We start from the raw sequence: 25881 nt of genomic DNA, 5'->3' as shown, positions 1-25881 counted from the left end.
AACCGCTCCGCGACCCGGGGGACGCGGAACGCTTCCGTTCGAGCGGACGACGGGATTCGAACCCGCGACCCTCACCTTGGCAAGGTGATGCTCTACCAGCTGAGCCACGTCCGCGCGGCGAGTCCTGCCTCCGGGGTTCCTCCCCGTCAGCGCCCCTCGCTGCGTTAAGAACTCTAGCGGATTCCCGGCCAAGCGCGAAATCGGCCGGGCGCACCGGGCACACCCGTGCCCCGCCGGGGCAGGTCCGCCGACCCGCCGAGGCGGCGGGAGCTACTTCTCCACGTGGGCCGGCGAGGAGGGCATGTCGGGTCGGGGAGGCGCCGAGAGGTACTGGCCGACCCTCTCGATCACCTTGTTCATCTCGTAGGCGATCAGGCCCACGTCGCTGTCGGAGTCCGACATCAGCGCCATGCATGCGCCCTCTCCGGCCGCGGCGACGAAGAGGAAGGCGCGGTCCATCTCGATGATGCTCTGGCGGATGCCGCCCGCGGCGAACTGCTTGCTCGCCCCGCCCGCGAGGCTGTGCAGCCCCGAGGCGATCGCGGACAGGTGCTCGGCGGCGGGACGGTCCAGTCCGCTGGAGGTGGCCATGAGGAGCCCGTCAGTGGACAGGACGATGGCGTGCTGCGTACCGGAGGCACGCGTGAGGAGATCGTCCAGCAACCAGCTGAGCTCTCCGCGGGCGGTACTCGGTGGGGTCATGTCTCTCTTTGCTCTGTCAGTGGTCGTGCGTGACGTGGGACACGCGCACTGCGGGCCGCCGCCGGGGGGCCTTGGGGGAAAGCTCCGAACTCGGCTGCCACCGGTCCCGCATAAGCGTTGCCCAGATGATAGTCATTCGTAACTTATCTGTCCGGCCGCCACGGTGGATTCCGGGTGGGCCGCCCAGACCGTCGAGCCGCGTGACCAGTCGTGATACCTCCGCAAAACGGGCATAGGTGCTGGACCAGCGGCCGGTGCCGGTCATGGGGCTTGCCAACCCGCCGTACGGAGGTTACGGAAGGAGCGGGCCGGGACACGCCGACGAGGTGGGAGGATCGTGCAGACACCGGCCCTACCTGGGCTCTTGAGAACGTGGGGGTGGCAGATGAAGGTGTGGATCGCGGGTGCCGGGTACGGTCGCGGCACCGTCGTCGACGAGAGCGAGGCGCGCATTCCCGTGGTGGACCACGGGATCACGGTGGGTGACGGGGTCTTCGAGACGGTGCGGGCCCGCGGCGGCCGCCCCTTCGCCCTCACCCGCCACCTCAGGCGGCTGGCCCGCTCCGCGGAGGGGCTGGGCATGGCCGAGCCCGACCTGGATCTGATCGCCGACGGCGTCGCCCGCGCGGTGGCGGCCAACCCGGACCTGCCCGACGCCCGCGTGCGCATCACGGTCACCGACGGCGCCGGGCCGCTGGGCTCGGACCGCTCCCCGGGCGAGCAGACCGCCATCGTGGCCCTGGGACCCTTCCCCGGGATCGCCCCGCACGCCGACGTGGCGACGGTTCCCTGGCCGCGCAACGAGTTCGGGGCCCTGGCCGGGCTCAAGACCACCTCCTACGCCGACAACGTGCGCGCCCTGGCCTACGCCAAGCAGCGCGGCGCCGGCGAGGCGCTCTTTCGCAACGTGAGCGGCAACCTGTGCGAGGGCACCGGCAGCAACGTCTTCGTGGTGCTCGACGGCAGGCTGGTCACCCCGCCGCTGTCGGCGGGCCCGCTGGCGGGGATCACCCGCGAACTCGTCCTGGAGTGGTTCGGGGGCGAGGAGGAGGACGTGCCCATGGAGCGCCTCCCCGAGGTGACGGAGGCCTTCCTGACCTCCACCGGGCGCGACGTGCAGGCGATCCTGCACGTGGACGGCCGCACGGTGTCGGCAGAGCCCGGGCCGGTCACCGCCAAGGCCGCGTCGGTCTTCGCGGAGCGCTCCGCGGCCGACATCGACCCCTGACCCCCTCGGCCGGGGGCGGACACGGCTGAGGGGGCGGCGCGTGGTGCGCCGCCCCCTCAGCCGTCGGGAGTGCTCCGCGAAGGGCCCCGGGGCCCGCGGGTCGTCAGGAGTGCAGGTGCTGCTGGATCTCCTCGTCGAGGTTCACGAACTGGCCCTCCTGGCCCGCCGGAACGATCTCGTAGGTCCGGTGGAGGAACTCGGCCAGGGGAGAGACCTGGGTGTCGAACTCGGCCTGACCGAAGGGGGAGGAGAGCGCGATGCTCACACTGCGGTCGCCGGTGTCGTCCTTGGAGGGCCACACGCGGACGTCGCCCTCGCCGACCGGGCGCACGATGCCGACGGTCAGGAGCTCGCGGGCGAAGATCCACTCGACGGGGTTGTCCTCGCCGGTGTGGAAGGCCACCCGTATGGCGTACGGGTCGTCCGCGCTGTAGTCCAGGCGCGCGACCAGGGGAACCGCCGTGCGTTCGGGGACCACGAGCCGCAGGCCCAGCTCGGCGGTGGCAGTGGTGTCGCTACTGTTCATGTTCGCCAAACCTTTTCTCGTCCGGCCTTGCTGTTGCGGCGCGGGTCGGTTGCCGTCTCACGGGCTCCAACGCGGCTTCCCGCGGAACATGACGTGAGTACGGAGGCTTTCTTGGTGGGTGGGACCGGAGGTCTCGCCGCCCGTGCGACGGGCCCGGCGTGCCGCGGTGCGGCGCCACGATCCTTCGTCACTGTAATGACCAGGACAAACCAAAGATTTCCCAATGTTGGGTGTCCCACGTCACGCGGAGGTAATGAAGGGGTGGTGTTCGTCGGGTCCACGGGGGTGGGAACTCCTTATCACTGCGGGGATCGGGGGCGGGTGCGGACACTCCCGCGAACCCCTCGAAAGGTTAAAGTGACCTCCATCACATGGAACGGGGTCCGCCGAGGGCTTCCGTGTGCGTCGAGCACCCCCGAACGTGCGCTAGAGTCTTACTTGTCCGGCCGACAGGGCGGGCAGGCAGGAAGCTCAGGGCGATTAGCTCAGTTGGCTAGAGCGCGTCGTTCACACCGACGAGGTCACTGGTTCGAGTCCAGTATCGCCCACACGGCTCTGAGACGGTCCCACTCGGGGGTAGGTACCCCGGTGGGGCCGTTTTTCGTTCGTGCGGGGCGCTGCCTCTTTCGTGCTGGGTCCCGTCCCGTTCGCGCGGGTGCTCCGGCGGTCCGCGGCCGTGGTCGGCGGGGGCCGGTCGACTCCAGAGGGGCCTAGTCGGACGGGGTGTCCGGCAGCGGGTGTCCGCGCCGCACCGCCCTGCGTTCGCGCAGACGCCGGAAGAACTCATCCTTCAGGCGCATCCCGTACCGCTCGGCGCGGTGGAACCACACCTGGGCGGGCCGCACCACCTTCTGCGCCCACCGGAACTCCGTGCTGAGGATGACCAGCCCCAGGATGACCGAGGCCAGGCCCGGGCCCGGAACGACCATCATGAGCAACCCGGCCAGGATCACGACGACGCCGACGGTCCCCACGAGCACGCTCCAGGGCAGGCGCAGCGCGGGGTGCGTGTGCATGCGCCTGCGGAAGAGGCGCAGCCGCGCTCGCATCCGCCGCCACCTGCGCGCGCGGGTGCGGCGGGTGGGGGATGTCTCCGGGGCCGGCTGGTCGTTGGTGGGGCTCGGTGACATGCGCTCACAGTATTCGGTCGAAGCGAGTGGATGCATTCGGGTCGACTGGGGGCGATGGCCAGGGCATCTGTTGATTCTCACCGATCCTGACAGTGGGATCAATGGCCTTTCGTAAGGGTGTGGACAGCCCCACGAAAGGTGACGTTCCATGACAGATCAGCCCCTGTCTGGTCCCCTGCCCCGCCTGTGGGCGGTTCACGCGGGTACGCCCTGAAGAGTCCGAATCCCTGACCGAATCCCCGGCCGGACCCCGGGTCCGCGGCACCGGAACCCCACCGTCCCACCACGTCCGCCGCGCCGCCAGCGTGGTCGCGCGGCCTGTGGACAACCGGGGCGGCCCCGCCCCGGAGCCGCTAGCATCAGGAGGGAGTACACGCCCGGCCGCGCACAGCGGCCGGTCCGCGTTCGACATCATCCACGTCTTCCTAGGAGTCACCGTGTCCGCCGCGCCTGAGCTGCACATCACCCTCGCCGGAACCCCGCGTGCGGTGGCGGCGAACACTACGGCGGGCCAGGCTCTGGAGGCCGACGGCAGGACCGTCATCGCGGCGCTGGTCAACGGCGAACCGCGCGACCTCGCCCGGGAGCTGCACGAGGGCGACACCGTCGAGCCGATCGCCATCGACTCCGAGGAGGGGCGGGCGATCCTGCGCCACTCCACCGCGCACGTGCTGGCCCAGGCCGTCCAGGAGCTCTTCCCCGAGGCCAAGCTGGGCATCGGCCCGCCCGTGGAGAACGGCTTCTACTACGACTTCGACGTCGCCGAGCCCTTCACCCCCGCCGACCTGAAGAGCATCGAGAAGAAGATGCAGCAGATCGTCAAGCAGGGGCAGCGCTTCGACCGCCGCGTCGTCTCGGACGAGGAGGCCCGCGCCGAGTTGGCCACCGAGCCCTACAAGCTGGAGCTGATCGGGCTCAAGGGCGGCGCCACCGAGGCCGCCGAGGGCGCCGGTGTGGAGGTGGGCGCCGGTGAGCTCACCATCTACGACAACGTCCACCCGCGCACCGGCGAGCTGTGCTGGAAGGACCTGTGCCGCGGGCCGCACCTGCCCACCACCCGCGTCATCCCGGCGTTCAAGCTCATGCGCACCGCCGCCGCCTACTGGCGCGGCAAGGAGACCAACCCGCAGCTGCAGCGCGTCTACGGCACCGCCTGGGAGAGCAAGGAGGCCCTCAAGGACCACCTGACCTTCCTGGAGGAGGCGGAGAAGCGCGACCACCGCAAGCTCGGCTCCGAGCTGGACCTGTTCTCCATCCCGGACGAGATCGGCTCGGGCCTGGCGGTCTTCCACCCCAAGGGCGGCACGGTCCGCCGGGTCATGGAGGACTACTCGCGGCGGCGGCACGAGGAGGACGGCTACGAGTTCGTCTACACCCCGCACGCCACCAAGGGCACCCTGTTCGAGAAGTCGGGGCACCTGGACTGGTACGCGGACGGGATGTACCCCCCCATGCAGCTCGACGGCGGCCAGGACTACTACCTCAAGCCGATGAACTGCCCGATGCACCACCTGATCTTCGACGCGCGCGGGCGCTCCTACCGTGAGCTGCCGCTGCGCCTGTTCGAGTTCGGCACCGTGTACCGGTACGAGAAGTCGGGCGTGGTGCACGGCCTGACCCGCGCCCGCGGCTTCACCCAGGACGACTCCCACATCTACTGCACCAAGGAGCAGATGGCGGACGAGCTCGACTCGCTGCTGACCTTCGTGCTCGACCTGCTGCGCGACTACGGCCTGGACGACTTCTACCTGGAGCTGTCCACCAAGGACCCGGAGAAGTACGTCGGTACCGACGAGGTCTGGGAGGAGGCCACCGAGATCCTGCGCGAGGCCGCGCAGAAGCAGGGACTGGAGCTGGTCCTGGACCCGGCGGGCGCCGCCTTCTACGGCCCCAAGATCTCGGTGCAGGCCAAGGACGCCATCGGCCGCACCTGGCAGATGTCCACCATCCAGGTGGACTTCAACATGCCCGAACGCTTCGACCTGGAGTACACCGCGGCCGACGGCTCGCGCCAGCGTCCGGTGGTGATCCACCGCGCCCTGTTCGGCTCCATCGAGCGCTTCTTCGCCGTCCTGCTGGAGCACTACGCGGGCGCGTTCCCGGCCTGGCTGGCGCCGGTGCAGGCGGTCGGCATCCCCATCGCCGACGAGCACGTGCCCTACCTGCGCGAGCTCGCCGCCAGGCTGCGCGCGGAGGGCATCCGCGTCGAGGTGGACGCCAGCGACGACCGCATGCAGAAGAAGATCCGCAACGCCCAGAAGCAGAAGGTGCCCTTCATGCTGCTGGCCGGTGACGAGGACGTCAGCAAGAACGCGGTGTCCTTCCGCTACCGGGACGGCTCGCAGAACAACGGCGTGCCGCTGGACGAGGCGGTGGCCGAGATCGTCGCCGCCGTCCGCGAGCGTCGCTGACGCCCGAAGCGCACGCGAGAGGAGCGCCCATCCGGGATGACCGGGTGGGCGCTCCGCCGTCTCGGGTCAGCGCCGCTCGCCGGGCGCCTGGAACTCCTCCTCGTCGCGGAACAGGTCCGCACGGGAGATGCGCGCGGTCGCGTTGGGGTCCGGGGCGGTCGTCTCCTCCTCGTCGTCGCGGAACAGGTCCGCGCGCGAGATGCGGTGCGTCGCGTTGGGGTCACTCATGAGGGCGGTACTCCTTGTTGCTACGGGGGCAAGGCGAATTTTATCCGCCTCACGGGCGGGTCCGGGTGCCCGGACGTGCGCGTGAGGCCGCTCAGCGGCCGGGGGCGCGCCGTTTCCAGGCCTCGGCGGGGATCCGCTCCACGAGGGCGATCAGGTAGTCGGCGGCGGTCACGGCCCGGTCGGGATCCAGCCGCATGGCCGCCCACGTGAGGACGTAGTCCCCGCTGAAGCGTACGGGAAGGGAACGGGACCTGGGATCGGTCAGCAGCCACTTGGTGACCACGTTGTCGAGCACGGCCCCGGTGAACGCGGGATCGTTGCCCGTCGCGTGGAAGGCGCCGGCGAAGTCGTCGTCGGAGGCGTCCGGGTCCCACCTGCGCAGTATCTGTAGTTCGGCGTTGGGTCCGGGGGTGCGCACGGCCACCACGCGGTGGACGCGGCGGATCCGCTCCGTGCCTCTGCCCGCCGTGTGGGTCTGCTCGAAGGCGACGACCAGGTGCTGGCCCCGGCGGCCGGTGAGCACGTGCTGTGCGCGCGGGTGCGGCCCGAGGGCGGCACGGGGGAGTACGGCGTCCCCCAACGGGCTGGGGAGCTGTTCGGTGTAGGTCCACCCGCGTTCACGCGCCCATCCGCGCAGCTCGGTGGAGCGTTCCTTGCGGAAGTGCGCGGCGACCGCGATCGTGCCGGCCGACATGACGACGGCGACCAGCGCGATCACAGACAGGGCGCCTTCCATGTCTCCTCCGGCTGGGGGATGTGAGGTGGCCGTGGGCCGCGAAGAGCCCATCCTGAGCTGGCCGGGTCGGGAAAGTCGGGGACCCGCGCTGGCCGTACGGATCCATTCTGTGTTGATTTCGGGTGCTTGTCACCCCTTGTTGTTGTTTCGCGGTGACGCTGGGGGTTCGCGGCCTCGCGGTGTCCGCCCACGGTCTACCCCGAACGGACGCGGCGCCACCGTCACCGTGCGTCCCCGTCCGGTCACCACCTGCGCGAACGCCTTCCTCCGCGCGGCTCGGGGACCCTCCTTCGCCTGCCGCGCGGCCCTTCCCGCCCCCCGCGGCCCCGACGGTGCGCGGTCATGCGGCACACACGGAGGGTGAGGGATGTCCGGAACCGGCCACCGTTCGCCCCGTCCGTGCCGCGACCGCCCCTCGCGGGCCGATCGCGGCCGCGGCGCTCCCGGGGACCGCCTAGGCGGGCAGGCCCAGCTCGCGGGCGATGAGCATCTTCTGCACCTCGCTGGTGCCCTCGCCCACCTCCAGGATCTTGGCGTCCCGGTAGAAGCGGCCCACGGGGTAGTCGTTCATGAACCCGTACCCGCCGAACACCTGTGTGGCGTCCCGCGCGTTGTCCATGGCCGCGTTGGAGGCCACCAGCTTGGCGACCGCCGCCTCCTTCTTGAAGGGCTCACCCGCCAGCATGCGCGAGGCCGCGTCGTAGTAGGCCAGCCGCGCGGTGTGCGCACGCGCCTCCATCTCCGCGATCTTGAACTGGATCGCCTGGTAGGTGCCGATCGCGCTGCCGAAGGCGTGCCGCTCGTGGGCGTAGCGCACGCTCTCGTCCACGCAGCCCTGCGCCAGGCCCACCGACAGCGCCGCGATGGCGATGCGGCCCTCGTCCAGGATCCGCAGGAACTGGGCGTACCCGCGCCCGCGCTCACCGACCAGGTTCGCCTCGGGCACCCGGCAGTCCTCGAAGACCAGCTCGTTGGTGTCGGAGGCGTTCCACCCCACCTTGGAGTACTTCTGGCCCACGGAGAAGCCCGGCGTGCCCGCGGGCACCAGGATCGAGGAGATCTCCGGCCGCCCGTCCTCCCGGCGCCCGGTCACGGCGGTGACGGTCACCAGCGCGGTGATGTCGGTGCCCGAGTTGGTGATGAAGGACTTGGTCCCGTCGACCACCCACTGGCCGTCCTCCAGGCGGGCCGTGGTCCTGGTGGCGCCCGCGTCGGACCCGCCGCCGGGCTCGGTGAGCCCGAACGCGCCCAGCGCCTCACCCGAGGTCAGCCGCGGCAGGTACGCCTTCTTCTGGTCCTCGGTGCCGAACCGGAAGATCGGCATCGCGCCCAGCGACACCCCGGCCTCCAGGGTGATCGCCACCGAGGAGTCCACCCGGGCCAACTCCTCCAGGGCCAGGCACAGGGCGAAGTAGTCGCCGCCCATGCCCCCGTGCTCCTCGGGGAAGGGCAGCCCGAACAGGCCCATCCGGCCCATCTTGGCGACGATCTCGTACGGGAAGGCCTCCCGCTCGTAGTAGTCGCCGATGACCGGGGCGACCTCTTCGCGGGCGAACTCCTCCACGGCGGCCCGCAGGTCGGCGTGCTCGGTCGAGAGCTGGTGACGGTTCATGCGTGCGACTCCTCGCTGGTGGCGGGGGAGGGCGCGTCCGACGGGGTGTCGGCGGACGCGTTCGGAACGGGTTCGACGGTGACCAGGACGGCGTCCATGGGCACGGACGCGCCGGGGCGCACCGCCACGGCCGCGACGGTCCCGTCGACGGGTGAGGTGACGGAGTGCTCCATCTTCATGGCCTCCACGACGGCGAGCGGGGTCCCCGCGCTCACCGTCTGCCCCACCCGCACGGCGACGGAGAGCACCGTGCCGGGCATGGGGCTGCGCACGGTCCCGTCGGCGGCGGCGTCGTCCTCGCGCAGCGCGGCCGCGACGGGCTCCTCGTGCAGGCTCCAGGCGGCGCCGCCCGAGCCCAGCCAGCGGTGCGCGGTGCCGGGGTCGTCGGCGCGCGCGTAGGTGCGGGTGGCGTAGCCGTCGGTGACGGTGAGCCGGGTGCCGTCGGCGGAGCGCCGGGCCCCGAACGCGACGGGTTCCCCCTCCGCCACGCTCACCAGGTAGCGCCCGGGCTCCCCGTCGCGGCGCACCCGGACCGCGACGGCCTCGCGCCCGGAGAGCCGCAGCCGCCACGGGGTCCAGGCGGGGCCGCCCATCCGCCAGCCGTCCGGCACGGCGAAGCGGTCGGCGCCCGGCTCCGTCTCCAGGTCGAGCTGGTGGTCCAGGGCCGCGGCCGCGTACACCTCGTCGAGCGTCCGCTCGGGAGCCGGTGCGGGCGGGTCGGAGGCGATGAGGTCGGTGCTCAGGTCCCCGGCGACCACACGCGGGTGGCGCAGCAGCCGGCGCAGGTAGGCGGTGTTGGTCACGCAGCCCAACAGCTGGTAGGAGGCCAGCGCGGAGTCCATCCTGTTCAGGGCCTCGGCGCGGTCCGCGCCCCAGGTGATCACCTTGGCGAGCATCGGGTCGAAGTCCGAGGTGATCCGCCCTCCCTCGGCGATGCCCGAGTCCACCCGGACCTCGTGCCCCCGGGGTTCGGCGAGGGACAGGATCGGCCCGCCGGTGGGCAGGAACCCGCGGTCGGCGTCCTCGGCGTAGATCCGCGACTCCACGGCGTGCCCGACCCAGGACACGTCGGACTGGGCGAAGGGCAGCTCCTCCCCGTAGGCCACCCGCACCTGGAGTTCCACCAGGTCCACGCCGCGCTCGCCGCGCACCGCGACGACCTCCTCGGTGACCGGGTGCTCGACCTGCAGGCGGGTGTTCATCTCCAGGAACGAGAACGACAGGTCGCCGCCCCGCCCCGCCTCGGCGATGAACTCCACCGTGCCCGCTCCCACGTACCCGCACGAGCGGGCGGCGGCCACGGCGGCCTCGCCCATGGTGGCGCGCTGGGCGTCGGTGAGCAGCGGGGAGGGCGCCTCCTCCACCACCTTCTGGTGGCGGCGCTGGAGGCTGCACTCGCGCTCGCCCAGGTGCAGGACGTTGCCGTGGGCGTCGGCCATGACCTGCACCTCGATGTGGCGGGGCCGCTCCACCAGCCGCTCCACCAGCAGGGTGGAGTCGCCGAAGGAGGCCAGGGCCTCGCGCCGGGCGGCGGCGGCACCGGCCACCAGGTCGTCGGGGGAGTGCACGGACCGCATGCCCTTGCCGCCGCCCCCGGCGGAGGGCTTGATGAGCAGCGGGTAGCCGGTCTCCTCGGCCGCGCGCAGGAGTTCGTCGTCGCCCAGGGGCCGCCCGGGCTTCTCGGTGAACCCGCCCAGGACGGGCACGCCCGCGGCGGCCACGGTGTCCTTCGCGCGGATCTTGTCGCCCATGGCCTCGATCGCCGAGGCAGGGGGGCCCACGAAGACCAGTCCGGCGTCGGTGCAGGCGCGCGCGAAGCCGGCGTTCTCGGACAGGAAGCCGTAGCCGGGGTGCACGCCGGTGGCGCCGCAGTCCAGGGCCAGGGCGACGATCGCCTCGGCGTCCAGGTAGTGCTCCACCCGCAGCGCCAGGTCGGCGGCGAGGGTGTGCGGGGCGTTCGCGTCGGCGTCGGTGTACACGGTGGCCGGGCTGATGCCCATGCGGCGCAGGGTGCGCATGACGCGCAGCGCGATCTCGCCCCGGTTGGCGACCATGATGCGCGCGGGCCCGCGGACGCCCGGGTTGGTGCGTGGCGTTGTGGTCAAGGGTTCCTCACATCCGGAAGACGCCGTAGCCCACCGGCTCCAGCGGGGCGTGGCGGGCGGCGGACAGGGCCATGGCGAGCACGTCGCGGGTGTCGGCGGGGTCGATGACGCCGTCGTCCCACAACCGCGCGGTGGAGTAGTACGGGCTGCCCTGCTCCTCGTACTGGTCGCGCACGGGCGCCTTGAAGGCCTCCTCGTCCTCGGCGGACCACTCCTGCCCGCGCGCGGCCATCTGGTCGCGGCGGACGGTGGAGAGCACCGAGGCGGCCTGTTCCCCGCCCATCACCGAGATGCGCGCGTTGGGCCACATCCACAGGAACCGGGGCGAGTAGGCCCGCCCGCACATGCTGTAGTTGCCCGCGCCGAAGGACCCGCCCACGACCACGGTGAACTTGGGGACGCGGGCGCAGGCCACGGCGGTGACCATCTTCGCCCCGTGTTTGGCGATACCGCCCGCCTCGTAGTCCCGTCCGACCATGAACCCGGAGATGTTCTGGAGGAAGACCAGCGGCACGCCGCGCCGGTCGCACAACTCGATGAAGTGGGCGCCCTTGAGCGCGGACTCGGCGAACAGGATGCCGTTGTTGGCGACGATCCCGACCGGGTGGCCGTGCAGGTGCGCGAACCCGGTGACCAGGGTCGTGCCGTACTCGGCCTTGAACTCGGTGAACTCGCTGCCGTCCACGATCCGGCCGATGACCTCGCGCACGTCGTAGGGGGTGCGCGTGTCGGCGGGCACCACCCCGTACAGCTCCCCGGGGTCCAGCGCCGGGGGACGGGGCTCGCGCACCTCCCACGCGGGCGGTCCGGGCGGGCCGAGGGTGTCGGCGATGCGCCGGACGAGGGTGAGGGCGTGCGCATCGTCGTCGGCCAGGTGGTCGGTGACCCCCGACACCCGCGAGTGCAGGTCGCCGCCGCCCAGCTCCTCGGCGGTGACGACCTCGCCGGTGGCCGCCTTGACCAGCGGCGGGCCGCCCAGGAAGATCGTGCCCTGCTCGCGCACGATGACCGCCTCGTCGCTCATCGCCGGGACGTAGGCGCCGCCCGCCGTGCACGAGCCCAGCACCGCGGCGATCTGCGGGATGCCCATCCGCGACATCGTGGCCTGGTTGTAGAAGATCCGGCCGAAGTGCTCGCGGTCGGGGAAGACGTCGTCCTGCATGGGCAGGAACGCGCCCCCGGAGTCGGCGAGGTAGACGCACGGAAGCCGGTTGTGCAGCGCCACCTCCTGGGCGCGCAGGTGCTTCTTGACGGTCATGGGGTAGTAGCTGCCGCCCTTGACCGTGGCGTCGTTGGCGACCACGACCGTCGGGCGGCCCATGACCCGGCCCACGCCCGCGATCATCCCGGCGCCGGGGGCGTCCTGTCCGTCCGCGCCGTAGAGCCCGTACGCGGCCAGGGGGGCGATCTCCAGGAAGGGGGAGCCGGGGTCCAGGAGGAGGTCCACGCGGTCGCGCGGCAGGAGTTTGCCCCGCTCGACGTGCCGTGTCCGGGTCCTCTCCGGGCCGCCCAGGGCCGCGGTGGCGATCCGCTCGCGCAGCTCCAGGGCGAGGGCGCGGTTCGCCGCGTCGTTGGCGGCGAACGCGGGCCCGGCGGTGTCCACCGCCGTGCCGAGCACAGGTGCCCTGCTCATGGTGTCCTCTCGTGGAGGGGTGTTAATGCTCACTAACATCTGGGATGTTAGTGACTACTAACATGGGTGTCCAGGGCCCGGAGCGGCACCGGGGGAGGGGAGGAGACCGGATGGGGGCCAGACCCGCGGGCGAGCGGCGCACGGCGCTCCTGGGCGCGGCGGCGCGGCTCTTCGCCGAGCACGGTTACCGGGGGGTGTCCATCGACGACCTCGGCCGCGCCGTCGGCACGACAGGGCCCGCCCTGTACCGCCACTTCCGCGGCAAGCAGGCGCTGCTCGGCGCGGTGCTGGTGGACATCAGCGAACGCCTGGCGCGCCAGGGCGGCGAGCTGGTGGCGAGGGCGTCGGGCGCCGAGGAGGCGCTGGAGGCCCTGCTGCGCGGGCACATCGCCTTCGCCCTGGACGAGCCCGACCTGATCACGGTGCACGACCGGGAGCTGGGCAACCTCACCGACGCCGACCGGCGCCGGGTGCGCCGCCTCCAGCGCGGCTACGTCGAGCAGTGGGTGGGGGTGCTCGGCGAGCTGCGCCCCGACGCCTCGGCCACCGTCCTGCGCGCCGCCGTGCACGCCGTGTTCGGGCTCCTCAACTCCACCCCGCACAGCCGGGGCGAGCTGTCGCGGCGGCACATGGCGCGGCTGCTGCTGGAGATGGGCCGGGCCGCCCTGACGGTCCCCGCCGCCGAGCCCGACTGAGCGTTCGCCCCGAGCCGGTTCCGGCCGCCGTTCCCCCGTACCCGCGTGCTCCTCCGGTACCGGGCGCTCCCGCCCGCCGTGCCCCGACGGCCCATCCCGGGATTTGGCGCCGGTCATGCCCTGCGCTGACCCGCCGCCGGGTAGACAGGGCGCCAGGCACCGGAGAGGAGGAGCGCCATGAACGTGGTGAGCAGGGGTTTCCAGGGGCGCAGGGGAGGCGACCCCTCGCGTGTGCCCCCGGGGCAGTACGAGACCCACGACTTCCCCGTCCTGTCGGCCGGTCCCACACCGCACGTGGACACGGCCGAATGGACCTTCGCGATCGCCGACGAGGCGGGCGGCACGCGTTCCTGGACGTGGGACGAGTTCCTGGACCTGCCCCAGGAACGGCTCCGCGTGGACATCCACTGCGTCACCCGCTGGTCCAAGCTGGACACCGACTGGGCGGGCGTCAGCGTGGACACCCTCCTGGAGGACGTGGAGACCGCGGCCGAGTACGCCCTGGCGGTCAGCCACGGCGGCTACACCGCCAACCTGCCGCTCCAGGACCTCACCGACGGCCGGGCCTGGGTGGTGCACAGCTTCGGCGGGGAACCGCTGGCCCCCGAGCACGGCGGGCCCGCCCGGCTGCTGGTCCCGCACCTGTACTTCTGGAAGTCGGCCAAGTGGGTGCGCGGGCTGCGGCTGCTCGACGAGGACGAGCCCGGGTTCTGGGAGCAGGCCGGGTACCACGACTACGGCGACCCGTGGCGCGAACAGCGCTACCAGGGCGACTGATGGCGGCCTGGCGGCCCGCCGAACTGGTGGCCGACCGGTGGGAGACCGCGAGCGCCAGGACCCTGGTCCTGGAGGTGCCGGGGTGGCCCGGGCACCGGCCGGGCCAGCACGTGGACGTGCGCCTGACCGCCGAGGACGGCTACACCGCCCAGCGCGGCTACTCGATCGCCTCGGCCGCGGACGGCGAGCGCGTCGAGCTGACCGTGCAGCGGGTGGAGGGCGGGGAGGTCTCCCCCTACCTGGTGGACGTGTTCGCGCCGGGCGACCGGGTGGAGGTCCGCGGTCCGCTGGGCGGCTGGTTCGTGTGGGACGCCGCGTCGCCCGACCCGGTGGTCCTGGTGGGCGGCGGCTCGGGCGTGGTCCCGCTGATGGCGATGGTGCGCGAGCGGCGCCGGACGGGCGGCCGGGCCCTGTTCCGGGTGCTGTACTCGCTGCGCACCCCCGAGGACCGTTACTACCGGGGGGAGCTGGGCGCGCACCGGCCGGGCGACGGAGGGGTCGACGTGTTCCTGGCCTACACGCGCCGCGCGCCCGAGGGCGCGGTCCGGGGGCCGGGACGGCTGGGCGTGGCCGAACTCAACACCCACGGCTTCCCCGCCGAGTTCGCGCCGGTGTGCTTCGTGTGCGGGCCCACCGGCTTCGTGGAGACGGCGGCCGACGCCCTGGTGGCGCTGGGGCACGACCCCCGGCGGGTGCGTACCGAGCGTTTCGGCTCGGGTGGAGGTGGCGGATGAGGGAACCGGAGCACATGGACGCCAACGTGCTGGCCGGACCGCTGTCGGAGATCATGTCCGTGGACCTGACCTCGGCCGAGCGCCGCTGCTCGGTGTGCGGGGCGTGCGGGACCTTCGCCGAGCTGTACGTGACGACGGACGGGCCCGGCCTGGTGGCGAGCTGCCCGCGGTGCCGGACCCTGGTCCTGCGGCTGGTGCGCACCCCCGACAGCGTGTGGCTGGACCTGGGCGGCACCGGGGTCGTCCGGATCCGGCTCGGGCTCTGACGGGGTCCGGGGCGGGCCCCGCGGCCCGCCCCGGCACCACGTCCGCGCCCTACACGCCGCCCGTGGCGCCGCCCGTGTCCGGGCTCTGCTCCGCCGGAGCCGCGGGGGCCTCCTGCGCGGGGGCCTCCTCGGCCGGAGCCTCAGGGGCCTCCTCGGCCGGAGCCTCAGGGGCCTCCTCGGCGGGGGCCTCCGGGTCCTCGTTGACCACCGGCGGCTTGGAGTCCTCCCCGAAGACGCCGTCGAAGAGGAAACCGAGCACCCCTCCGGGGCGCGAGTCGTCCTGGTCCGCGGTGGCGGCCACGGCGGCCCCCGTCCCGGCAACGGTCAGTCCGGCGGCCAGCACCGTCGCGGCGGTGATCCTGGTGAACGCACGCATACGCGCTCACGACTCCCTTCGTGTCGGGTGTCAATGCATGACGTGATTATCTTGTTACAGAAAGTCACGGAAATCACGAACTCCCCCCGCACGGGTGTTTCGGACCGGCTCGGGGAGCCGCCCCGGCCCTCCCCAGGGGCCGCCAACGGCGGGCAAAGTCCCCGGCAGGTCACGGGTGGCGGCTCCCGGATCCGCCGACCCGGCCATACATTGGCCGCGGTCTTGTGGGTAGTGCTGCGTCCAACGGCCCAACGGACGCACTCAGCCGTCCCGCCCCACGACACGTCAGAAGGAGCGCTGTCTATGTCTCGGCCTCGTATCGTGGTGGTCGGCGCGGGTTTCGGTGGTCTCCACACCCTGCGCCACCTCGAACGCCGCATCCCGGCGGGGGCGGCGGACATCGCCCTCGTCGCGCCGCACGACTACATGCTCTACAGCCCCCTGCTGCCGCAGGTGGCCTCCGGACTGCTCACGCCGCAGTCGGTCGCCATGTCGGTGCACCGGCTGACCCGGCAGACCCGGTTCGTCCCCGGGCACGCCGTCGGCGTGGATCCGGGGGACCGCGTGGTCGTCGTACGGCGCCCCACCGGCGAACTCGCCCCGGTCCGCTACGACCGCCTGGTCCTGGCGCCCGGCGGGGTCACCCGCGCCTTCGACATCCCCGGTCTGGCCGAGCACGCCTACGGCGCCAAGACGCTGGCCGAGGCGGTGCTCCTGCGCGACCACGTCCTGGCCCAGCTGGAGCTGGCCAACGACAGCCGCGACCCGGCCGAGCGCGAGGAGCGCTGCCGCTTCGTCGTCGTCGGCGGCGGCTACACCGGCGTCGAGACCGCGGCCTCGCTCATGCGCCTGTGCCAGGAGGCGGCCAAGCGCTATCCGGACCTGCGCTCGGTGATCCGCTGGCACCTGGTGGACATCGCGCCCAAGGTGCTGCCCGAACTCGGCGACCGCCTCGGCCGCAAGGCGCTCGACCTGCTGCGCTCCATCGGCGTCGAGGTCAAGCTCAAGGTGAGCGTGCGCGAGGTGACCGACGACAAGGTGGTGCTCACCGACGGTCGCGCCCTGCCCTGCCGCACCCTCATCTGGACGGCGGGAGTCTCACCCAGCCCGCTCATGGCGACCCTGGACAAGCCCACCCAGAAGGGGCGCCTGGAGGTCGGCGCCGACCTGCGGGTCCCCGGCCTCGACGACGTCTTCGCCGTCGGCGACGCCGCGGCGGTGCCCAACCTCTCGCACGAGGACAGCGACTACTGCCCGCCGACCGCCCAGTACGCCACGCGCCAGGCGGCCACCGTCGCCGACAACGTCGTCTCGTCCGTCCTGGGACGCCCGATGAAGGAGTTCCGGCACCGGGACATGGGGCTGGTCGTGGACCTGAGCGGCAACGACGCGCTCGCGCGCGTCATGCAGCTGGAACTGAGCGGGCTGCCCGCGCTGGGCGTCACCCGCGGGTACCACCTGATGGCGGTGCCCTCCGCGACCGCGCGGGCGCGCATCCTGGCCAACTGGGGGATCCGCAAGGCCACCGGCGGCGACACCTCGCGCCTGGGGTTCGCCGACGGCGGGCGCCCGTCCTCGTTCGTGGCCAACGAGTCGGTCGACTACCTGGACGCGGAGGGCTCCCGCCGGGAGGGCGCGCGCCTGCTGGAGAACCTGCACGCGCGCTACGGCGTGCACTGACCGGGAGCCGTCCGGGCTCCGCCGGAGTCCGGACCGCAGAGCCCCGCCGACCGGCCGCGGCGCCCCGCCGCGGCCGGTCGGGCGCGGGCGCGGGGGCGACGGGGTCAGGAACGGACCAGGCGGGCGATCGCCTCTGAGGCCTCGCGGACCTTCTCGTCCGCCTCCTCGCCGCCGTTGGCCACCGCGTTGGACACGCAGTGCTTGAGGTGCTCGTCGAGCATGGACAGCGCGAAGGACCGCAGTGCCTTGTTGGCCGCCGACGTCTGGGTCAGGATGTCGATGCAGTACTGGTCGTCCTCGACCATCCGCTGCAACCCGCGGATCTGGCCCTCGATACGGCGCAGCCGGTTGATGTGACTCTGCTTGTCGTTACTGTAACCGTGGGTCGCAGCCATGCTCCCGCTTCCGTGTCGTTCCTGCTCAGATGCCATTACCATACCCCCTCGTGGTATCCAACGGCGGGGGTCGGGAACGCATTCCGCCGGTGCGCCCCCCGCGGGCGCGCGCCGCACCGCCGACGCGGTCGTAGTAGGAGTTTCCCAGACGAACGGGGACCGGTCGCCCCGCCCGGAGGCGCGCGCGTGCCGTGCGCGGGGACCGTCACCGCGCGTAAACGTCCGGTCCGCTCTGGGCAACGCGGGGGTGGTGGCCCTTGCCCGCGGCCCCGCCCCGAACCGACCATGGCGGTATGACTGACAGCGCCGAGAACGACATCATGGCCACCATCCGGGGACTGATCGACGAGGAGCACGCGCTCCGCTCCACCGCCGGGGGACTGGACCCGCGGGAGCGCGCCCGCGTCAAGCAGGTCGAGGAGGCGCTCGACCAGTGCTGGGACCTGCTCCGCCAGCGCAGGGCCCGCGAAGAGTTCGACCAGGACCCCGACGAGGCCGAGCCGCGCCCGGTCTCCGAGGTCGAGAACTACCGGCAGTAGGGGGGCCGAACCGAAAACCCCGCGTGCTCCGCGAGCGTCAACACGGGTACAGCGGTGCCGGGCGGTGACCGCATGACCGCACGGCGCCCCACGCCGGGAGCACAGAAGGAAGCGCATGCTCACCACACTGACCGGGTTGGGCCTGGCCTCCGCGGCCGGGCTCAACGCCTACATCCCCCTCCTCCTCGTCGGACTGCTCGCACGCTTCACCGACCTGGTCCCGCTGGGAGAGTCCTGGCAGTGGATCGAGCACCCCGTCACCCTCGTGGTCCTCACCGTGCTGCTGGTCGTGGAGTTCGCGGCGGACAAGATCCCCGCGGTCGACAGCTTCAACGACGTCCTCCAGACCGTGGTGCGGCCCACCTCCGGCGGTATCACCTTCGGCGCGGGGGCCTCCGCGGTGGAGCTCGGCGAGATCACCGGGGCCGCCTCCGGCGCCGCCGCGGGCGGGGACGGGGTCTCCTGGTGGGCGGTGGTCGCGGGCGTGGTCGTCTCCCTGGCCTTCCACGCGGTCAAGTCCCTGGCCCGGCCGGTGGCCAACTCCGTCTCCCTCGGGTGCGCGGCCCCGGTCACCTCCTTCCTGGAGGACGTCGTCAGCTTCGTCACCTCGCTGCTGGCCCTCCTGGTGCCCGTCCTCGTCCTCGTCGTGTTCCCGCTCATGGTGGCGGCGGGCGTGTGGGCGGCCCGGCGCGGGCGGCGGCTGCGCCGGGAACGCCGCGAGGCGCGGGGAACCGGGCCGCAGGGCGCGGACGCGGGCGCGCGGACCGGCGCGGAGGGCGCGAACCCGGCGGGGGAGTCCCACCCCGGGTGAGGGGCCCGGCGTGCGCGGGGGGCCGGGCAGGGGTGGCGCACGACGCATTCCCCGACCGGGGCCGGTGCCCGTAAAGTGCGGTCAATGGCTGAGACGACTTTCGACCGACACGACAGCACCCACATCGTCTGGGACTGGAACGGCACCCTCCTCAACGACAACCACGCCAACCTCGCCGCGGTGAACGCCGTGTGCGAGCTGTTCGGCCGCGACCCCGTGGAGCTGGACCACTGGCGCTCCGTCTTCCGCCGCCCCCTCATCCCCTGCTACGAGGAGCTCCTCGGCCGGGCCTTCGAGGAGGGCGAGTGGGAGCGGGCGGAGCGGCACTACGACAGCAGCTACCAGGAGCTGCTGCCCTCCTGCGAACTCACCGCGGGCGTCCCCGACGTCCTCCGGGAGTGGACCCGCGGCGGCGGCACCCAGTCCCTGCTGTCCATGGCCTCCCACGACCACCTGGTGCCCCTCATCGAGGAGCGCGGCCTGACCGGGCACTTCACCCGGGTGGACGGCCGCCAGTTCCAGACCGAGGACGACTCCAAGGCCGAGCACCTGGTGCGCCACCTCGAACACCAGGGCATCGACCCGGCCCGGGTCGTGCTGATCGGCGACATCGACGACGACGCCCGCGCCGCCCGCGAGGCCGGGGCCCGCTCCATCCTCGTCACCAGCGGCCTGATGTCCCGCGCCCGCCTGGAGGCCACCGGCTCCCCGGTGGTCGACTCCCCGGCGGCCGCGGTGGCCGCGCTGCGCGGCGCCTGAGGCGACCGCCGGGCCCGGGCCCCGCGCGCCCGGAGCCCGGAGCACCGCGCCCGCGCGGGCCCCGCAAAGGTCCGGTCACCGGCTCTCCCGCCCGCCTCCGGCCCCTGTCAACGGTGACCGCCCACGCCCGCGCGACCGCCCGCCAGTGGGTTCCACACACCGGTTCCCTCCCAGCGGTGACCTGCGCACTCGACCCGCATCCCGGCCCCCGTCACCCCGGGGGCCGGGCCGTCGCCGCCGTCATGGGGTGTTGTTAGATGGGTCTCACAGCAACACGCGGTCGGCAACACGCCGTGCGGAACACAGTGCGAATGGGAAGGCGGGCCAATGACGGAGAACAGCGTGCCCCGGGTGCTCTGGAAGCCCGACGAGGAGAGGGCCGCGTCCTCCAACATCGTCGCGTTCGCCCGATGGGCCGAGCGCGAGAAGGGGGTCCGGGCCTTCGGCGACGCCTCCGCCGCGTCCTTCGACTACGACTCCCTGTGGCGCTGGTCGGTCACCGACGTCGACGGCTTCTGGGAGTCGGTCTGGGAGTACTACGGCGTGCGCTCCGAGACCCCCTACGAGCGGGTCCTGGGCGAGCGCACCATGCCCGGAGCCGAGTGGTTCCCCGGGGCCACCCTCAACTACGCCCGGCACGTCTTCGAGGGCCGCGACGACGACCGCGTCGCCATCCGCCACGCCACCGAACTGCGCGGACTCGGCGAGTGGACCTGGGGCGACCTGCGCCGCCGCACCGCCGCCATCGCCGCCGGCCTGCGCGGACTGGGCGTGGGTCCCGGCGACCGCGTCGTGGCCTACCTGCCCAACCTGCCCGAGACCGTCGCCGCCTTCTACGCCGCGGCCTCCCTGGGCGCGGTGTGGTCCTCCTGCTCCCCGGACTTCGGCGTGCGCAGCGTCATCGACCGCTTCGCCCAGATCGAACCCAAGGTCCTGCTCGCCGTGGACGGCTACCGCTACGGGGGCAAGGACTTCGACCGCCGCCCCGTCGTGGAGGAGCTGCGCGCGGCCCTGCCCACCGTCGAGCACACCGTCCTCCTGGACTACCTCCACCCCGGAGAGTTCCTCGACGGCACCCTGCCCTGGGGTCGTCTGGAGGAGTCCGGGGCAGGGGCCGAGCTGGAGTTCGCGTCCGTCCCCTTCGACCACCCCCTGTGGGTGCTCTACTCCTCCGGAACCACCGGCCTGCCCAAGGCCATCGTCCACGGGCACGGCGGCATCCTGCTCGAACAGCTCAAGAACCTCCACCTGCACCTGGACGCCCAGGAGCACGACCGGGTGTTCTGGTTCACCACCACCGGCTGGATGATGTGGAACTTCCTGGTCAGCGTGCTGCTGACGAAGGCCTCCATCGTCCTGTACGACGGCAGCCCCGCCCACCCGTCGCCCTCCACCACCCTCAACGGACGGCCTTCGGCCGCAGCAACTCCCCAGCCCGACCTGGGCGCCCTGTGGGACCTGGCCGCCGAGGCCGGGGTCACCGTCTTCGGCACCAGCGCCGGGTTCCTCTCCTCCTGCATGAAGGAGGGCGTCCACCCCCGCCGGGGCCGCGACCTGTCCGCGCTCAAGGCCATCGGCTCCACCGGCTCGCCGCTCAGCCCCGAGGCCTTCTCCTGGGTCTACGAGGAGTTCGGCGAGGACCTGTGGCTGTTCTCCACCTCCGGCGGCACCGACGTGTGCAGCTGCCTGGTCGGCGGCACCCCGACCCTGCCCGTCCACGAGGGCGAGATCCAGTCCCGGGCCCTGGGCATGGCCGTGGCCTCCTGGGACCCCGACGGCAAGGAGCTGGTCAACGAGGTCGGCGAACTCGTCGTCACCGAGCCCGCCCCGTCCATGCCGCTGTTCCTGTGGGGCGACGACAGCGGCGAGCGGCTGCGCGAGAGCTACTTCTCCGTCTACCCGGGCGTCTGGCGGCACGGCGACTGGATCGCGATCACCGACCGCGGCACCGCGGTCATCTACGGCCGCTCCGACTCCACCATCAACCGCGGCGGCGTGCGCATGGGCACCAGCGAGATCTACCGCGCGGTCCTGGCTCTGGACGAAGTCGTCGACGCGCTGGTCGTGGACGTGCCCCAGGCCGACGGCTCCTCCCGGATCGAGCTGTTCACCGTGCTGCGGGAGGGCGCCGACCTGGAGGGCGACCTGCCCCGGGAGATCGCCCGCCGCATCCGCACCGACTGCTCGCCCCGCCACGTGCCCGACCGCGTCCGCGTCATCGGCGCGGTGCCCCGGACCCTGTCGGGCAAGGTCCTGGAGGTGCCGGTCAAGCGCATCCTCATGGGGGAGCGGCCCGACCGGGTCGCCAGCCGCGACTCACTGGCCAACCCCGCGGCGCTCGACTTCTTCAGCACCCTGGCCGGGGAGCGGGAGAACACGGGCTGACGGCGACCGCGCCGGGGCACGTGGCCGGTGACGGCCACGTGCCCCGGCCCGTTGTTGCCGCGCGGGCGACGGCATAGCCTGACGGGCGTGACACAGAACCAGTCCGGCGAGACCTCCGCCGCCCCCGCGGGCCCGTCCTCGGGCCGGGACCGGATCGACGGCATCGACGCCGCACGCGCCCTCGCGGTGTTCGGGATGTTCGTCGTGCACCTCGGGGTGGAGTCCATGGGGCTGCTGTCGCCCGAGGGCTACGCCTGGGACGTGCACGGCGTCGTGCGCGGCAACTCCTCGGCGCTCTTCGCCCTCCTGGCGGGGACCTCCCTGGCCATGATGACCGGGCGCACCGACCCGGTCGGCGGCGACCGCCTGCGCGGGGCCGTCGTGCGCATCCTCACCCGCGCGGCGCTCATCGGCGTGCTGGGCCTGGTGCTGGACCTCATGGGGGTCCCGGTCGCCATCATCCTGACCTACTACGCGGGCTTCTTCGTGCTGGCCCTGCCCCTGCTCAAACTGCGCTCGGGTGCGCTGTGGACGGTGGCGGGCGCCCTGGCCGTGCTCGGCCCGCCGCTCTCGTTCCTGCTGCGCGACAACGTCTTCCCGCCCTCGCCGCGCACGTCCTCGCTGGCCTCGCTCAGCGAGTTCCTCCTGACCGGCTACTACCCGGCGATCACCTTCATGGCCTTCGTGACCGCGGGGATGGCGCTGGGGCGGCTGGACCTGGCCGCCACCGCGGTGCGGCTGCGCCTGCTGGCCTCCGGCGCGGCCCTGCTCCTGCTCGGCCACCTCGGCTCCTGGGTCCTGCTCGGCCCGATGGGCGGCATGGACCGCCTGGTGCGGGCCAGCGGCCCCGCCCTGACCGGCCTGCCCTCCGGGGAGGTGGCCGACGAGGCGACGGCGGCCCTGGTGCGCGCCGCGGTGGTGGAGGAGACGCAGTCGCTCTCGGGCCAGGTGCCCACCGACTCCTGGTGGTGGCTGGCGGTCGGCACGCCCCACACCGGCACCACCTTCGAGATCGCCGAGGCGGTCGGTCAGGGGCTCGTGGTGCTGGTGGTGTGCATGTTCCTGTGCGACCGCTTCCGGGTCCTCATGTACCCGCTGACCTCGGTCGGCCGGATGCCGCTGACCGTCTACACCGGACACATCCTGGCCCTGGCGGTGGTCATCGCCGCCTCCGGCGGGATCGGCTGGCACCAGCCGTGGCTGCTGGAGGGCTTCGTCCTGGGGGCGCTGGTCTTCGCCACCCTGTGGCGGCTGACGGCGGGCAGGGGACCGGCCGAACTCCTCCTGGGCGAGGCCGCCGACGGCGTGGTCGCCCTGGTGGAGGAGCGAAGATCCGCCGCCGACGGGCGCCTTCCCCGCCGTCCTAGCGACGGTCCCCCCGCGTGATCCTGGCCGAGGTGCGGTCGCGGTGGGCCAGGGAGTCGGTGGTGGTCCGCGCGTTCTGGCGCATGAGCCTGCGCGCGTCGTCGGCCGCCGACCGCGCGACCGCCGGACTGGCCACGGGCCGCTGCGCGACCTCGGCGTCCTCGGGCAGGCCGATGTCCATGGGCAGGCCCGCCCTGCTGATCACCCGAAGCTGGGCCTCCTCCTGCGACCTGGAGGGCCGGATGTCGCCGTCGGGGGTGCGCCACGCCTTCAGGCGGGCGTGCAGCCAGTCGGTGCCCTGGTAGTCGGGGCCGCTCGGCCAGGGCACGCCGTCGGGACGGTGCCCCAGCGCGTGCAGGGCGTCGGCGACGGTCCACCCGGCCGAGAAGAAGCGCGCGGTCTCGTCGCGCAGCACGCGAAAGTCCACGCGGCGCAGGGACGCCTCCTCACGCCGCAGAGTCTCGCAGGCGTCGTGCACGTCGCGGGGGGTGTGCCGGGTGCGGTGCAGGGGGTCGGCCTCCGGTTTGCGCAGCAGGGAGTCGTCCACCGTCACGATCACCTCGCCGCGGCGGTTGTCCCAGACGCTGACCTCCTCGCGCGCCCACCCCTGGGACTCGGCCAGGGCCACCGCCATCCTGCGCAGGTCGACCCGCTCGTCATCGCTGCTGATCCGGAACTCCGCCATGTCCCCAGCCTAGACGAGCCCTTCCCCGGGCCTGCGCGGACAGGGAGAGGGCGGTCCCCGGCAGCGGGCCCGGCAGGTCCCGGGCGGCTCCTCGCCGGACCGCCGCCCCCGCCCCTCTCCCGCCCGGCCCGGACCGCGCCGGACCCCCTGACCCCGCTCAGCCCCGCTCCACCGGGCGGGCCATCACCAGCTGCGGTCCCCCCGCCGCGTCCACGAAGCGGCGGCCGGTGAAGACGAACCCGGCGCGCCCGTAGACGCGGGCCGCCGCGTGGTTGGCCTCGTCCACGCACAGCACCAGCTCGGCCGCCTCCGGCGCCACCTGCGCCGCCAACCGGTCCAGCAGCGGCGGAGAGCACACGGCCCGCCCCACGCCCCGGTTCTGCCAGGCGGTGGTGACGTAGAAGGCGCGCAGCAGCACCGCCCGCGCCGGGTCGGGTACCAGGTCGCGCGCGTGCACGGCCCGGTCCAGCACGCCGAAGCCCGCGCAGGCCGCCCGCGCCCCGGCGGCGTCGGCGACGGCTCCCGGGCCGACGACGGCGAAGGGCGTGCGCGCCGGGTCGGCGTCGGCGGCGGGCAGGGTGGTCACCGGCAGCCGCACGTGGCCGCGCTGGCCGGGCGGCAGGCGGTGACGCAGCACGGTCTCCCGCAGCAGGCCCGCCTCCGGCGTGGCCCGGTCCAGCCTCACCAGGCGCACCGGCTCCGTCCCGCCCGCTCGTGGCTCGCTCCGCTCTCCGGCCGACATCACCGCTCCCGTCACCTCGGGGTCCGCTCCTCCGGCTCCCGGACCGGCGGGGCGGGCCGAGAGGAGGATTCGGGCCAGTCTCGCATCCCGCCCACGTAGCCAAAAGGGAGTGGTCCGGTCTAGACCGCGCGTGTCCGTCCCGGCGGTGGCAGAACAGTACGGATGTCCTTTTCTGGGGGTTTTCCGTGCCGGATTGGAGGAAAGGACGACGAAAAACCAGAGCAGGCGTTGGAGGCTCCTCCAACCTTGGGCGGCTCGATCCGGACGGATGCTGACGGCGGCTCCGCCCGGCGTTAGGGTGACTGCCTGACGGCCCGGCCCGGGGGGAAGAACTCCCCGCGCGCCGCGCCGCGAGCCCCGTTTCCGCTGGCCACAGCGGACGGGCAGGCCAGCGACCCGACGAGCTGTAGGTGCCCGTGCCCCACACCGCATTCGCGCCCGAGGCGGCGACCAACCGCGAACTCCGCGCGTTCCTGCACGGCCTCCCGGGCGTGGACGAGGTCGGCGCGCGAGCCCGCGCCCAGGACCTGTCCACCCGGTCGGTCAAGACCACCGCCAAGGCCCGGGCCATCGACCTGGCCATCACCATGGTGGACCTGACCACCCTGGAGGGCGCCGACACCCCCGGCAAGGTCCGGGCCCTGTGCGCCAAGGCCGCCCACCCCGACCCCGCCGACACCACCGTGCCCCGCGTGGGCGCCGTGTGCGTCTACCCCGACATGGTCGCCACCGCCGTCGAGGCGCTGCGCGGCACCGGGGTCGGCGTGGCCTCGGTGGCCACCGCCTTCCCCTCCGGCCGGGCGCCCATGGAGGTCAAGCTCGCCGACACCCGCCGCGCGGTCGCCGACGGCGCCAGCGAGATCGACATGGTCATCGACCGCGGCGCCTTCCTGTCCGGCGACTACCTCAAGGTGTTCGAGGAGATCGCCGCCGTCAAGGAGGCCTGCGGCACCGCCCACCTCAAGGTCATCCTGGAGACCGGCGAGCTGGCCACCTACGACAACGTGCGCCGCGCCTCCCACCTGGCCATCCGGGCCGGGGGCGACTTCGTCAAGACCTCCACCGGCAAGGTGTCCCCGGCCGCCACCCTGCCGGTCACCCTCGTCATGCTGGAGGCGGTCCGCGACCACCACGCCGCCACCGGCAGGCGCGTGGGCGTCAAGCCCGCGGGCGGCATCCGCACCACCAAGGACGCCATCCGCAACCTGGTCCTGGTCAACGAGGTCGCCGGTCCCGACTGGCTGACCCCCGACCTGTTCCGGATCGGCGCCTCCAGCCTCCTCAACGACCTGCTCATGCAGCGCACCAGGCTGTCCACCGGCACCTACCCGGGCCCCGACTACTACACGCTGGACTGAGAG

At 72.9% G+C, this 25881-nt stretch carries 25 protein-coding genes and 2 tRNA genes; 14 read left to right on the top strand and 13 right to left on the bottom strand.

Annotation, left to right across the window (positions count from 1 at the left end; translation table 11 throughout):
- Nucleotides 1-41 precede the first annotated feature (41 nt).
- Nucleotides 42-114: transfer RNA gene (locus UIS43_RS09985), tRNA-Gly, on the bottom strand.
- Between the two features lie 156 nt (nt 115-270).
- Nucleotides 271-702 carry a roadblock/LC7 domain-containing protein gene (locus UIS43_RS09980; RefSeq protein WP_013154286.1) on the bottom strand — a complete coding sequence of 144 codons (432 nt, stop codon included), beginning with the start codon at nt 700-702 and terminating at the stop codon, nt 271-273.
- Nucleotides 703-1087: 385 nt separating this feature from the next.
- Between UIS43_RS09980 and UIS43_RS09975 the strand changes: the two genes are divergently transcribed.
- Nucleotides 1088-1930, top strand: a complete 843-nt coding sequence (locus tag UIS43_RS09975; RefSeq protein ID WP_013154285.1) for an aminotransferase class IV — start codon at nt 1088-1090, stop codon at nt 1928-1930.
- 103 nt (nt 1931-2033) lie between these two features.
- On the opposite strand, the gene UIS43_RS09970 is transcribed toward UIS43_RS09975, so the two are convergent.
- Entirely contained in the window at nt 2034-2456 is a 423-nt protein-coding gene (locus UIS43_RS09970) for an SsgA family sporulation/cell division regulator (RefSeq protein ID WP_071622499.1), read from the bottom strand.
- A gap of 474 nt (nt 2457-2930) precedes the next feature.
- Between UIS43_RS09970 and UIS43_RS09965 the strand changes: the two genes are divergently transcribed.
- Nucleotides 2931-3004, top strand: a tRNA-Val gene (locus tag UIS43_RS09965).
- 162 nt (nt 3005-3166) lie between these two features.
- Here the strand turns inward: UIS43_RS09965 and UIS43_RS09960 are convergent.
- The gene (locus UIS43_RS09960) at nt 3167-3505 is read right to left on the bottom strand and encodes a PGPGW domain-containing protein (protein ID WP_071623251.1); all 339 of its coding nucleotides are present in this window, start codon (nt 3503-3505) and stop codon (nt 3167-3169) included.
- 518 nt (nt 3506-4023) lie between these two features.
- Between UIS43_RS09960 and thrS the strand changes: the two genes are divergently transcribed.
- The gene (gene thrS, locus UIS43_RS09955; RefSeq protein ID WP_013154282.1) at nt 4024-5997 is read left to right on the top strand and encodes a threonine--tRNA ligase; all 1974 of its coding nucleotides are present in this window, start codon (nt 4024-4026) and stop codon (nt 5995-5997) included.
- 66 nt (nt 5998-6063) lie between these two features.
- On the opposite strand, the gene UIS43_RS09950 is transcribed toward thrS, so the two are convergent.
- The 5 genes from UIS43_RS09950 to UIS43_RS09930 form a co-directional block, all read right to left on the bottom strand.
- The gene (locus tag UIS43_RS09950) at nt 6064-6225 is read right to left on the bottom strand and encodes a hypothetical protein (RefSeq protein WP_013154281.1); all 162 of its coding nucleotides are present in this window, start codon (nt 6223-6225) and stop codon (nt 6064-6066) included.
- A 91-nt stretch (nt 6226-6316) separates the two neighbouring features.
- Complete coding sequence (locus UIS43_RS09945) at nt 6317-6961, bottom strand: hypothetical protein (protein WP_013154280.1); 645 nt, start codon at nt 6959-6961, stop codon at nt 6317-6319.
- Nucleotides 6962-7415: 454 nt separating this feature from the next.
- A complete protein-coding gene (locus tag UIS43_RS09940; RefSeq protein ID WP_013154279.1) occupies nt 7416-8573 on the bottom strand; it encodes an acyl-CoA dehydrogenase family protein in 1158 nt (385 codons plus the stop codon).
- A complete protein-coding gene (locus UIS43_RS09935; protein WP_370013008.1) occupies nt 8570-10678 on the bottom strand; it encodes a biotin carboxylase N-terminal domain-containing protein in 2109 nt (702 codons plus the stop codon). The genes UIS43_RS09940 and UIS43_RS09935 overlap by 4 nt, the downstream gene beginning before the upstream one ends.
- 7 nt (nt 10679-10685) lie before the next feature.
- A complete protein-coding gene (locus UIS43_RS09930; RefSeq protein WP_013154277.1) occupies nt 10686-12311 on the bottom strand; it encodes a carboxyl transferase domain-containing protein in 1626 nt (541 codons plus the stop codon).
- A 110-nt stretch (nt 12312-12421) separates the two neighbouring features.
- Between UIS43_RS09930 and UIS43_RS09925 the strand changes: the two genes are divergently transcribed.
- From UIS43_RS09925 to UIS43_RS09910, 4 genes are all read left to right on the top strand, one after another.
- The gene (locus UIS43_RS09925; protein ID WP_013154276.1) at nt 12422-13006 is read left to right on the top strand and encodes a TetR/AcrR family transcriptional regulator; all 585 of its coding nucleotides are present in this window, start codon (nt 12422-12424) and stop codon (nt 13004-13006) included.
- Between the two features lie 177 nt (nt 13007-13183).
- On the top strand, nt 13184-13783 hold the full coding sequence (locus tag UIS43_RS09920) for a sulfite oxidase-like oxidoreductase (RefSeq protein ID WP_013154275.1): 600 nt from the start codon (nt 13184-13186) through the stop codon (nt 13781-13783).
- Nucleotides 13783-14517 carry a ferredoxin reductase gene (locus UIS43_RS09915; RefSeq protein WP_071622497.1) on the top strand — a complete coding sequence of 245 codons (735 nt, stop codon included), beginning with the start codon at nt 13783-13785 and terminating at the stop codon, nt 14515-14517. The genes UIS43_RS09920 and UIS43_RS09915 overlap by 1 nt, the downstream gene beginning before the upstream one ends.
- Nucleotides 14514-14783 carry a DUF6510 family protein gene (locus UIS43_RS09910; protein WP_013154273.1) on the top strand — a complete coding sequence of 90 codons (270 nt, stop codon included), beginning with the start codon at nt 14514-14516 and terminating at the stop codon, nt 14781-14783. Before UIS43_RS09915 ends, UIS43_RS09910 begins: the two co-directional genes overlap by 4 nt.
- A gap of 49 nt (nt 14784-14832) precedes the next feature.
- On the opposite strand, the gene UIS43_RS09905 is transcribed toward UIS43_RS09910, so the two are convergent.
- The gene (locus UIS43_RS09905; RefSeq protein WP_370013005.1) at nt 14833-15159 is read right to left on the bottom strand and encodes a hypothetical protein; all 327 of its coding nucleotides are present in this window, start codon (nt 15157-15159) and stop codon (nt 14833-14835) included.
- A 303-nt stretch (nt 15160-15462) separates the two neighbouring features.
- Between UIS43_RS09905 and UIS43_RS09900 the strand changes: the two genes are divergently transcribed.
- Nucleotides 15463-16839 carry an NAD(P)/FAD-dependent oxidoreductase gene (locus tag UIS43_RS09900; RefSeq protein WP_013154271.1) on the top strand — a complete coding sequence of 459 codons (1377 nt, stop codon included), beginning with the start codon at nt 15463-15465 and terminating at the stop codon, nt 16837-16839.
- Between the two features lie 104 nt (nt 16840-16943).
- Here the strand turns inward: UIS43_RS09900 and UIS43_RS09895 are convergent, their stop codons facing one another.
- On the bottom strand, nt 16944-17234 hold the full coding sequence (locus UIS43_RS09895; RefSeq protein WP_013154270.1) for a metal-sensitive transcriptional regulator: 291 nt from the start codon (nt 17232-17234) through the stop codon (nt 16944-16946).
- 293 nt (nt 17235-17527) lie between these two features.
- Between UIS43_RS09895 and UIS43_RS09890 the strand changes: the two genes are divergently transcribed.
- The 5 genes from UIS43_RS09890 to UIS43_RS09870 all read left to right on the top strand — a co-directional run bounded on the left by UIS43_RS09890 (nt 17528) and on the right by UIS43_RS09870 (nt 23114).
- The gene (locus UIS43_RS09890) at nt 17528-17773 is read left to right on the top strand and encodes a DUF2630 family protein (protein ID WP_013154269.1); all 246 of its coding nucleotides are present in this window, start codon (nt 17528-17530) and stop codon (nt 17771-17773) included.
- Nucleotides 17774-17888: 115 nt separating this feature from the next.
- Nucleotides 17889-18584 (top strand): DUF4126 domain-containing protein, encoded by a 696-nt coding sequence (locus UIS43_RS09885; RefSeq protein WP_071622494.1) that lies wholly within the window; start codon nt 17889-17891, stop codon nt 18582-18584.
- Nucleotides 18585-18668: 84 nt separating this feature from the next.
- Nucleotides 18669-19343, top strand: coding sequence for an HAD family hydrolase (locus UIS43_RS09880; protein WP_013154267.1), 675 nt, complete (start codon nt 18669-18671; stop codon nt 19341-19343).
- Nucleotides 19344-19670: 327 nt separating this feature from the next.
- Nucleotides 19671-21728, top strand: coding sequence for an acetoacetate--CoA ligase (locus tag UIS43_RS09875; protein ID WP_370013003.1), 2058 nt, complete (start codon nt 19671-19673; stop codon nt 21726-21728).
- Between the two features lie 87 nt (nt 21729-21815).
- A complete protein-coding gene (locus tag UIS43_RS09870) occupies nt 21816-23114 on the top strand; it encodes a heparan-alpha-glucosaminide N-acetyltransferase domain-containing protein (RefSeq protein WP_071622492.1) in 1299 nt (432 codons plus the stop codon).
- Here UIS43_RS09870 and UIS43_RS09865 read toward each other — a convergent pair.
- Together UIS43_RS09865 and UIS43_RS09860 are read right to left on the bottom strand one after the other, a co-directional pair.
- Entirely contained in the window at nt 23092-23778 is a 687-nt protein-coding gene (locus UIS43_RS09865; protein ID WP_013154264.1) for a hypothetical protein, read from the bottom strand. The two genes, UIS43_RS09870 and UIS43_RS09865, sit on opposite strands and share 23 nt — an antisense overlap.
- A gap of 157 nt (nt 23779-23935) precedes the next feature.
- A complete protein-coding gene (locus UIS43_RS09860) occupies nt 23936-24520 on the bottom strand; it encodes an N-acetyltransferase (RefSeq protein WP_071623250.1) in 585 nt (194 codons plus the stop codon).
- Between the two features lie 410 nt (nt 24521-24930).
- Between UIS43_RS09860 and deoC the strand changes: the two genes are divergently transcribed.
- Nucleotides 24931-25878, top strand: coding sequence for a deoxyribose-phosphate aldolase (gene deoC / locus UIS43_RS09855; protein ID WP_013154262.1), 948 nt, complete (start codon nt 24931-24933; stop codon nt 25876-25878).
- The last annotated feature ends 3 nt before the right edge of the window (nt 25879-25881 follow it).

This window comes from Nocardiopsis sp. LDBS0036 (assembly GCF_041228755.1).
In the GTDB taxonomy this organism is placed as follows: Bacteria; Actinomycetota; Actinomycetes; order Streptosporangiales; family Streptosporangiaceae; genus Nocardiopsis; species Nocardiopsis dassonvillei.
Note: the sequence above shows the minus strand (reverse complement) of the source record. Positions and strands in the feature narration are given on the sequence as shown.

What these genes read in the sequence shown, in the direction of transcription:
- UIS43_RS09980 (WP_013154286.1), bottom strand. Translation starts at nt 702, where the DNA reads ATGACCCCACCGAGTACCGCCCGCGGAGAGCTCAGCTGGTTGCTGGAC.
- UIS43_RS09975 (WP_013154285.1), top strand. Translation starts at nt 1,088, where the DNA reads ATGAAGGTGTGGATCGCGGGTGCCGGGTACGGTCGCGGCACCGTCGTC.
- UIS43_RS09970 (WP_071622499.1), bottom strand. Translation starts at nt 2,456, where the DNA reads ATGAACAGTAGCGACACCACTGCCACCGCCGAGCTGGGCCTGCGGCTC.
- UIS43_RS09960 (WP_071623251.1), bottom strand. Translation starts at nt 3,505, where the DNA reads ATGCGAGCGCGGCTGCGCCTCTTCCGCAGGCGCATGCACACGCACCCC.
- UIS43_RS09950 (WP_013154281.1), bottom strand. Translation starts at nt 6,225, where the DNA reads ATGAGTGACCCCAACGCGACGCACCGCATCTCGCGCGCGGACCTGTTC.
- UIS43_RS09945 (WP_013154280.1), bottom strand. Translation starts at nt 6,961, where the DNA reads ATGGAAGGCGCCCTGTCTGTGATCGCGCTGGTCGCCGTCGTCATGTCG.
- UIS43_RS09940 (WP_013154279.1), bottom strand. Translation starts at nt 8,573, where the DNA reads ATGAACCGTCACCAGCTCTCGACCGAGCACGCCGACCTGCGGGCCGCC.
- UIS43_RS09930 (WP_013154277.1), bottom strand. Translation starts at nt 12,311, where the DNA reads ATGAGCAGGGCACCTGTGCTCGGCACGGCGGTGGACACCGCCGGGCCC.
- UIS43_RS09925 (WP_013154276.1), top strand. Translation starts at nt 12,422, where the DNA reads ATGGGGGCCAGACCCGCGGGCGAGCGGCGCACGGCGCTCCTGGGCGCG.
- UIS43_RS09920 (WP_013154275.1), top strand. Translation starts at nt 13,184, where the DNA reads ATGAACGTGGTGAGCAGGGGTTTCCAGGGGCGCAGGGGAGGCGACCCC.
- UIS43_RS09915 (WP_071622497.1), top strand. Translation starts at nt 13,783, where the DNA reads ATGGCGGCCTGGCGGCCCGCCGAACTGGTGGCCGACCGGTGGGAGACC.
- UIS43_RS09910 (WP_013154273.1), top strand. Translation starts at nt 14,514, where the DNA reads ATGAGGGAACCGGAGCACATGGACGCCAACGTGCTGGCCGGACCGCTG.
- UIS43_RS09905 (WP_370013005.1), bottom strand. Translation starts at nt 15,159, where the DNA reads ATGCGTGCGTTCACCAGGATCACCGCCGCGACGGTGCTGGCCGCCGGA.
- UIS43_RS09900 (WP_013154271.1), top strand. Translation starts at nt 15,463, where the DNA reads ATGTCTCGGCCTCGTATCGTGGTGGTCGGCGCGGGTTTCGGTGGTCTC.
- UIS43_RS09895 (WP_013154270.1), bottom strand. Translation starts at nt 17,234, where the DNA reads ATGGCTGCGACCCACGGTTACAGTAACGACAAGCAGAGTCACATCAAC.
- UIS43_RS09890 (WP_013154269.1), top strand. Translation starts at nt 17,528, where the DNA reads ATGACTGACAGCGCCGAGAACGACATCATGGCCACCATCCGGGGACTG.
- UIS43_RS09885 (WP_071622494.1), top strand. Translation starts at nt 17,889, where the DNA reads ATGCTCACCACACTGACCGGGTTGGGCCTGGCCTCCGCGGCCGGGCTC.
- UIS43_RS09880 (WP_013154267.1), top strand. Translation starts at nt 18,669, where the DNA reads ATGGCTGAGACGACTTTCGACCGACACGACAGCACCCACATCGTCTGG.
- UIS43_RS09875 (WP_370013003.1), top strand. Translation starts at nt 19,671, where the DNA reads ATGACGGAGAACAGCGTGCCCCGGGTGCTCTGGAAGCCCGACGAGGAG.
- UIS43_RS09865 (WP_013154264.1), bottom strand. Translation starts at nt 23,778, where the DNA reads ATGGCGGAGTTCCGGATCAGCAGCGATGACGAGCGGGTCGACCTGCGC.
- UIS43_RS09860 (WP_071623250.1), bottom strand. Translation starts at nt 24,520, where the DNA reads ATGTCGGCCGGAGAGCGGAGCGAGCCACGAGCGGGCGGGACGGAGCCG.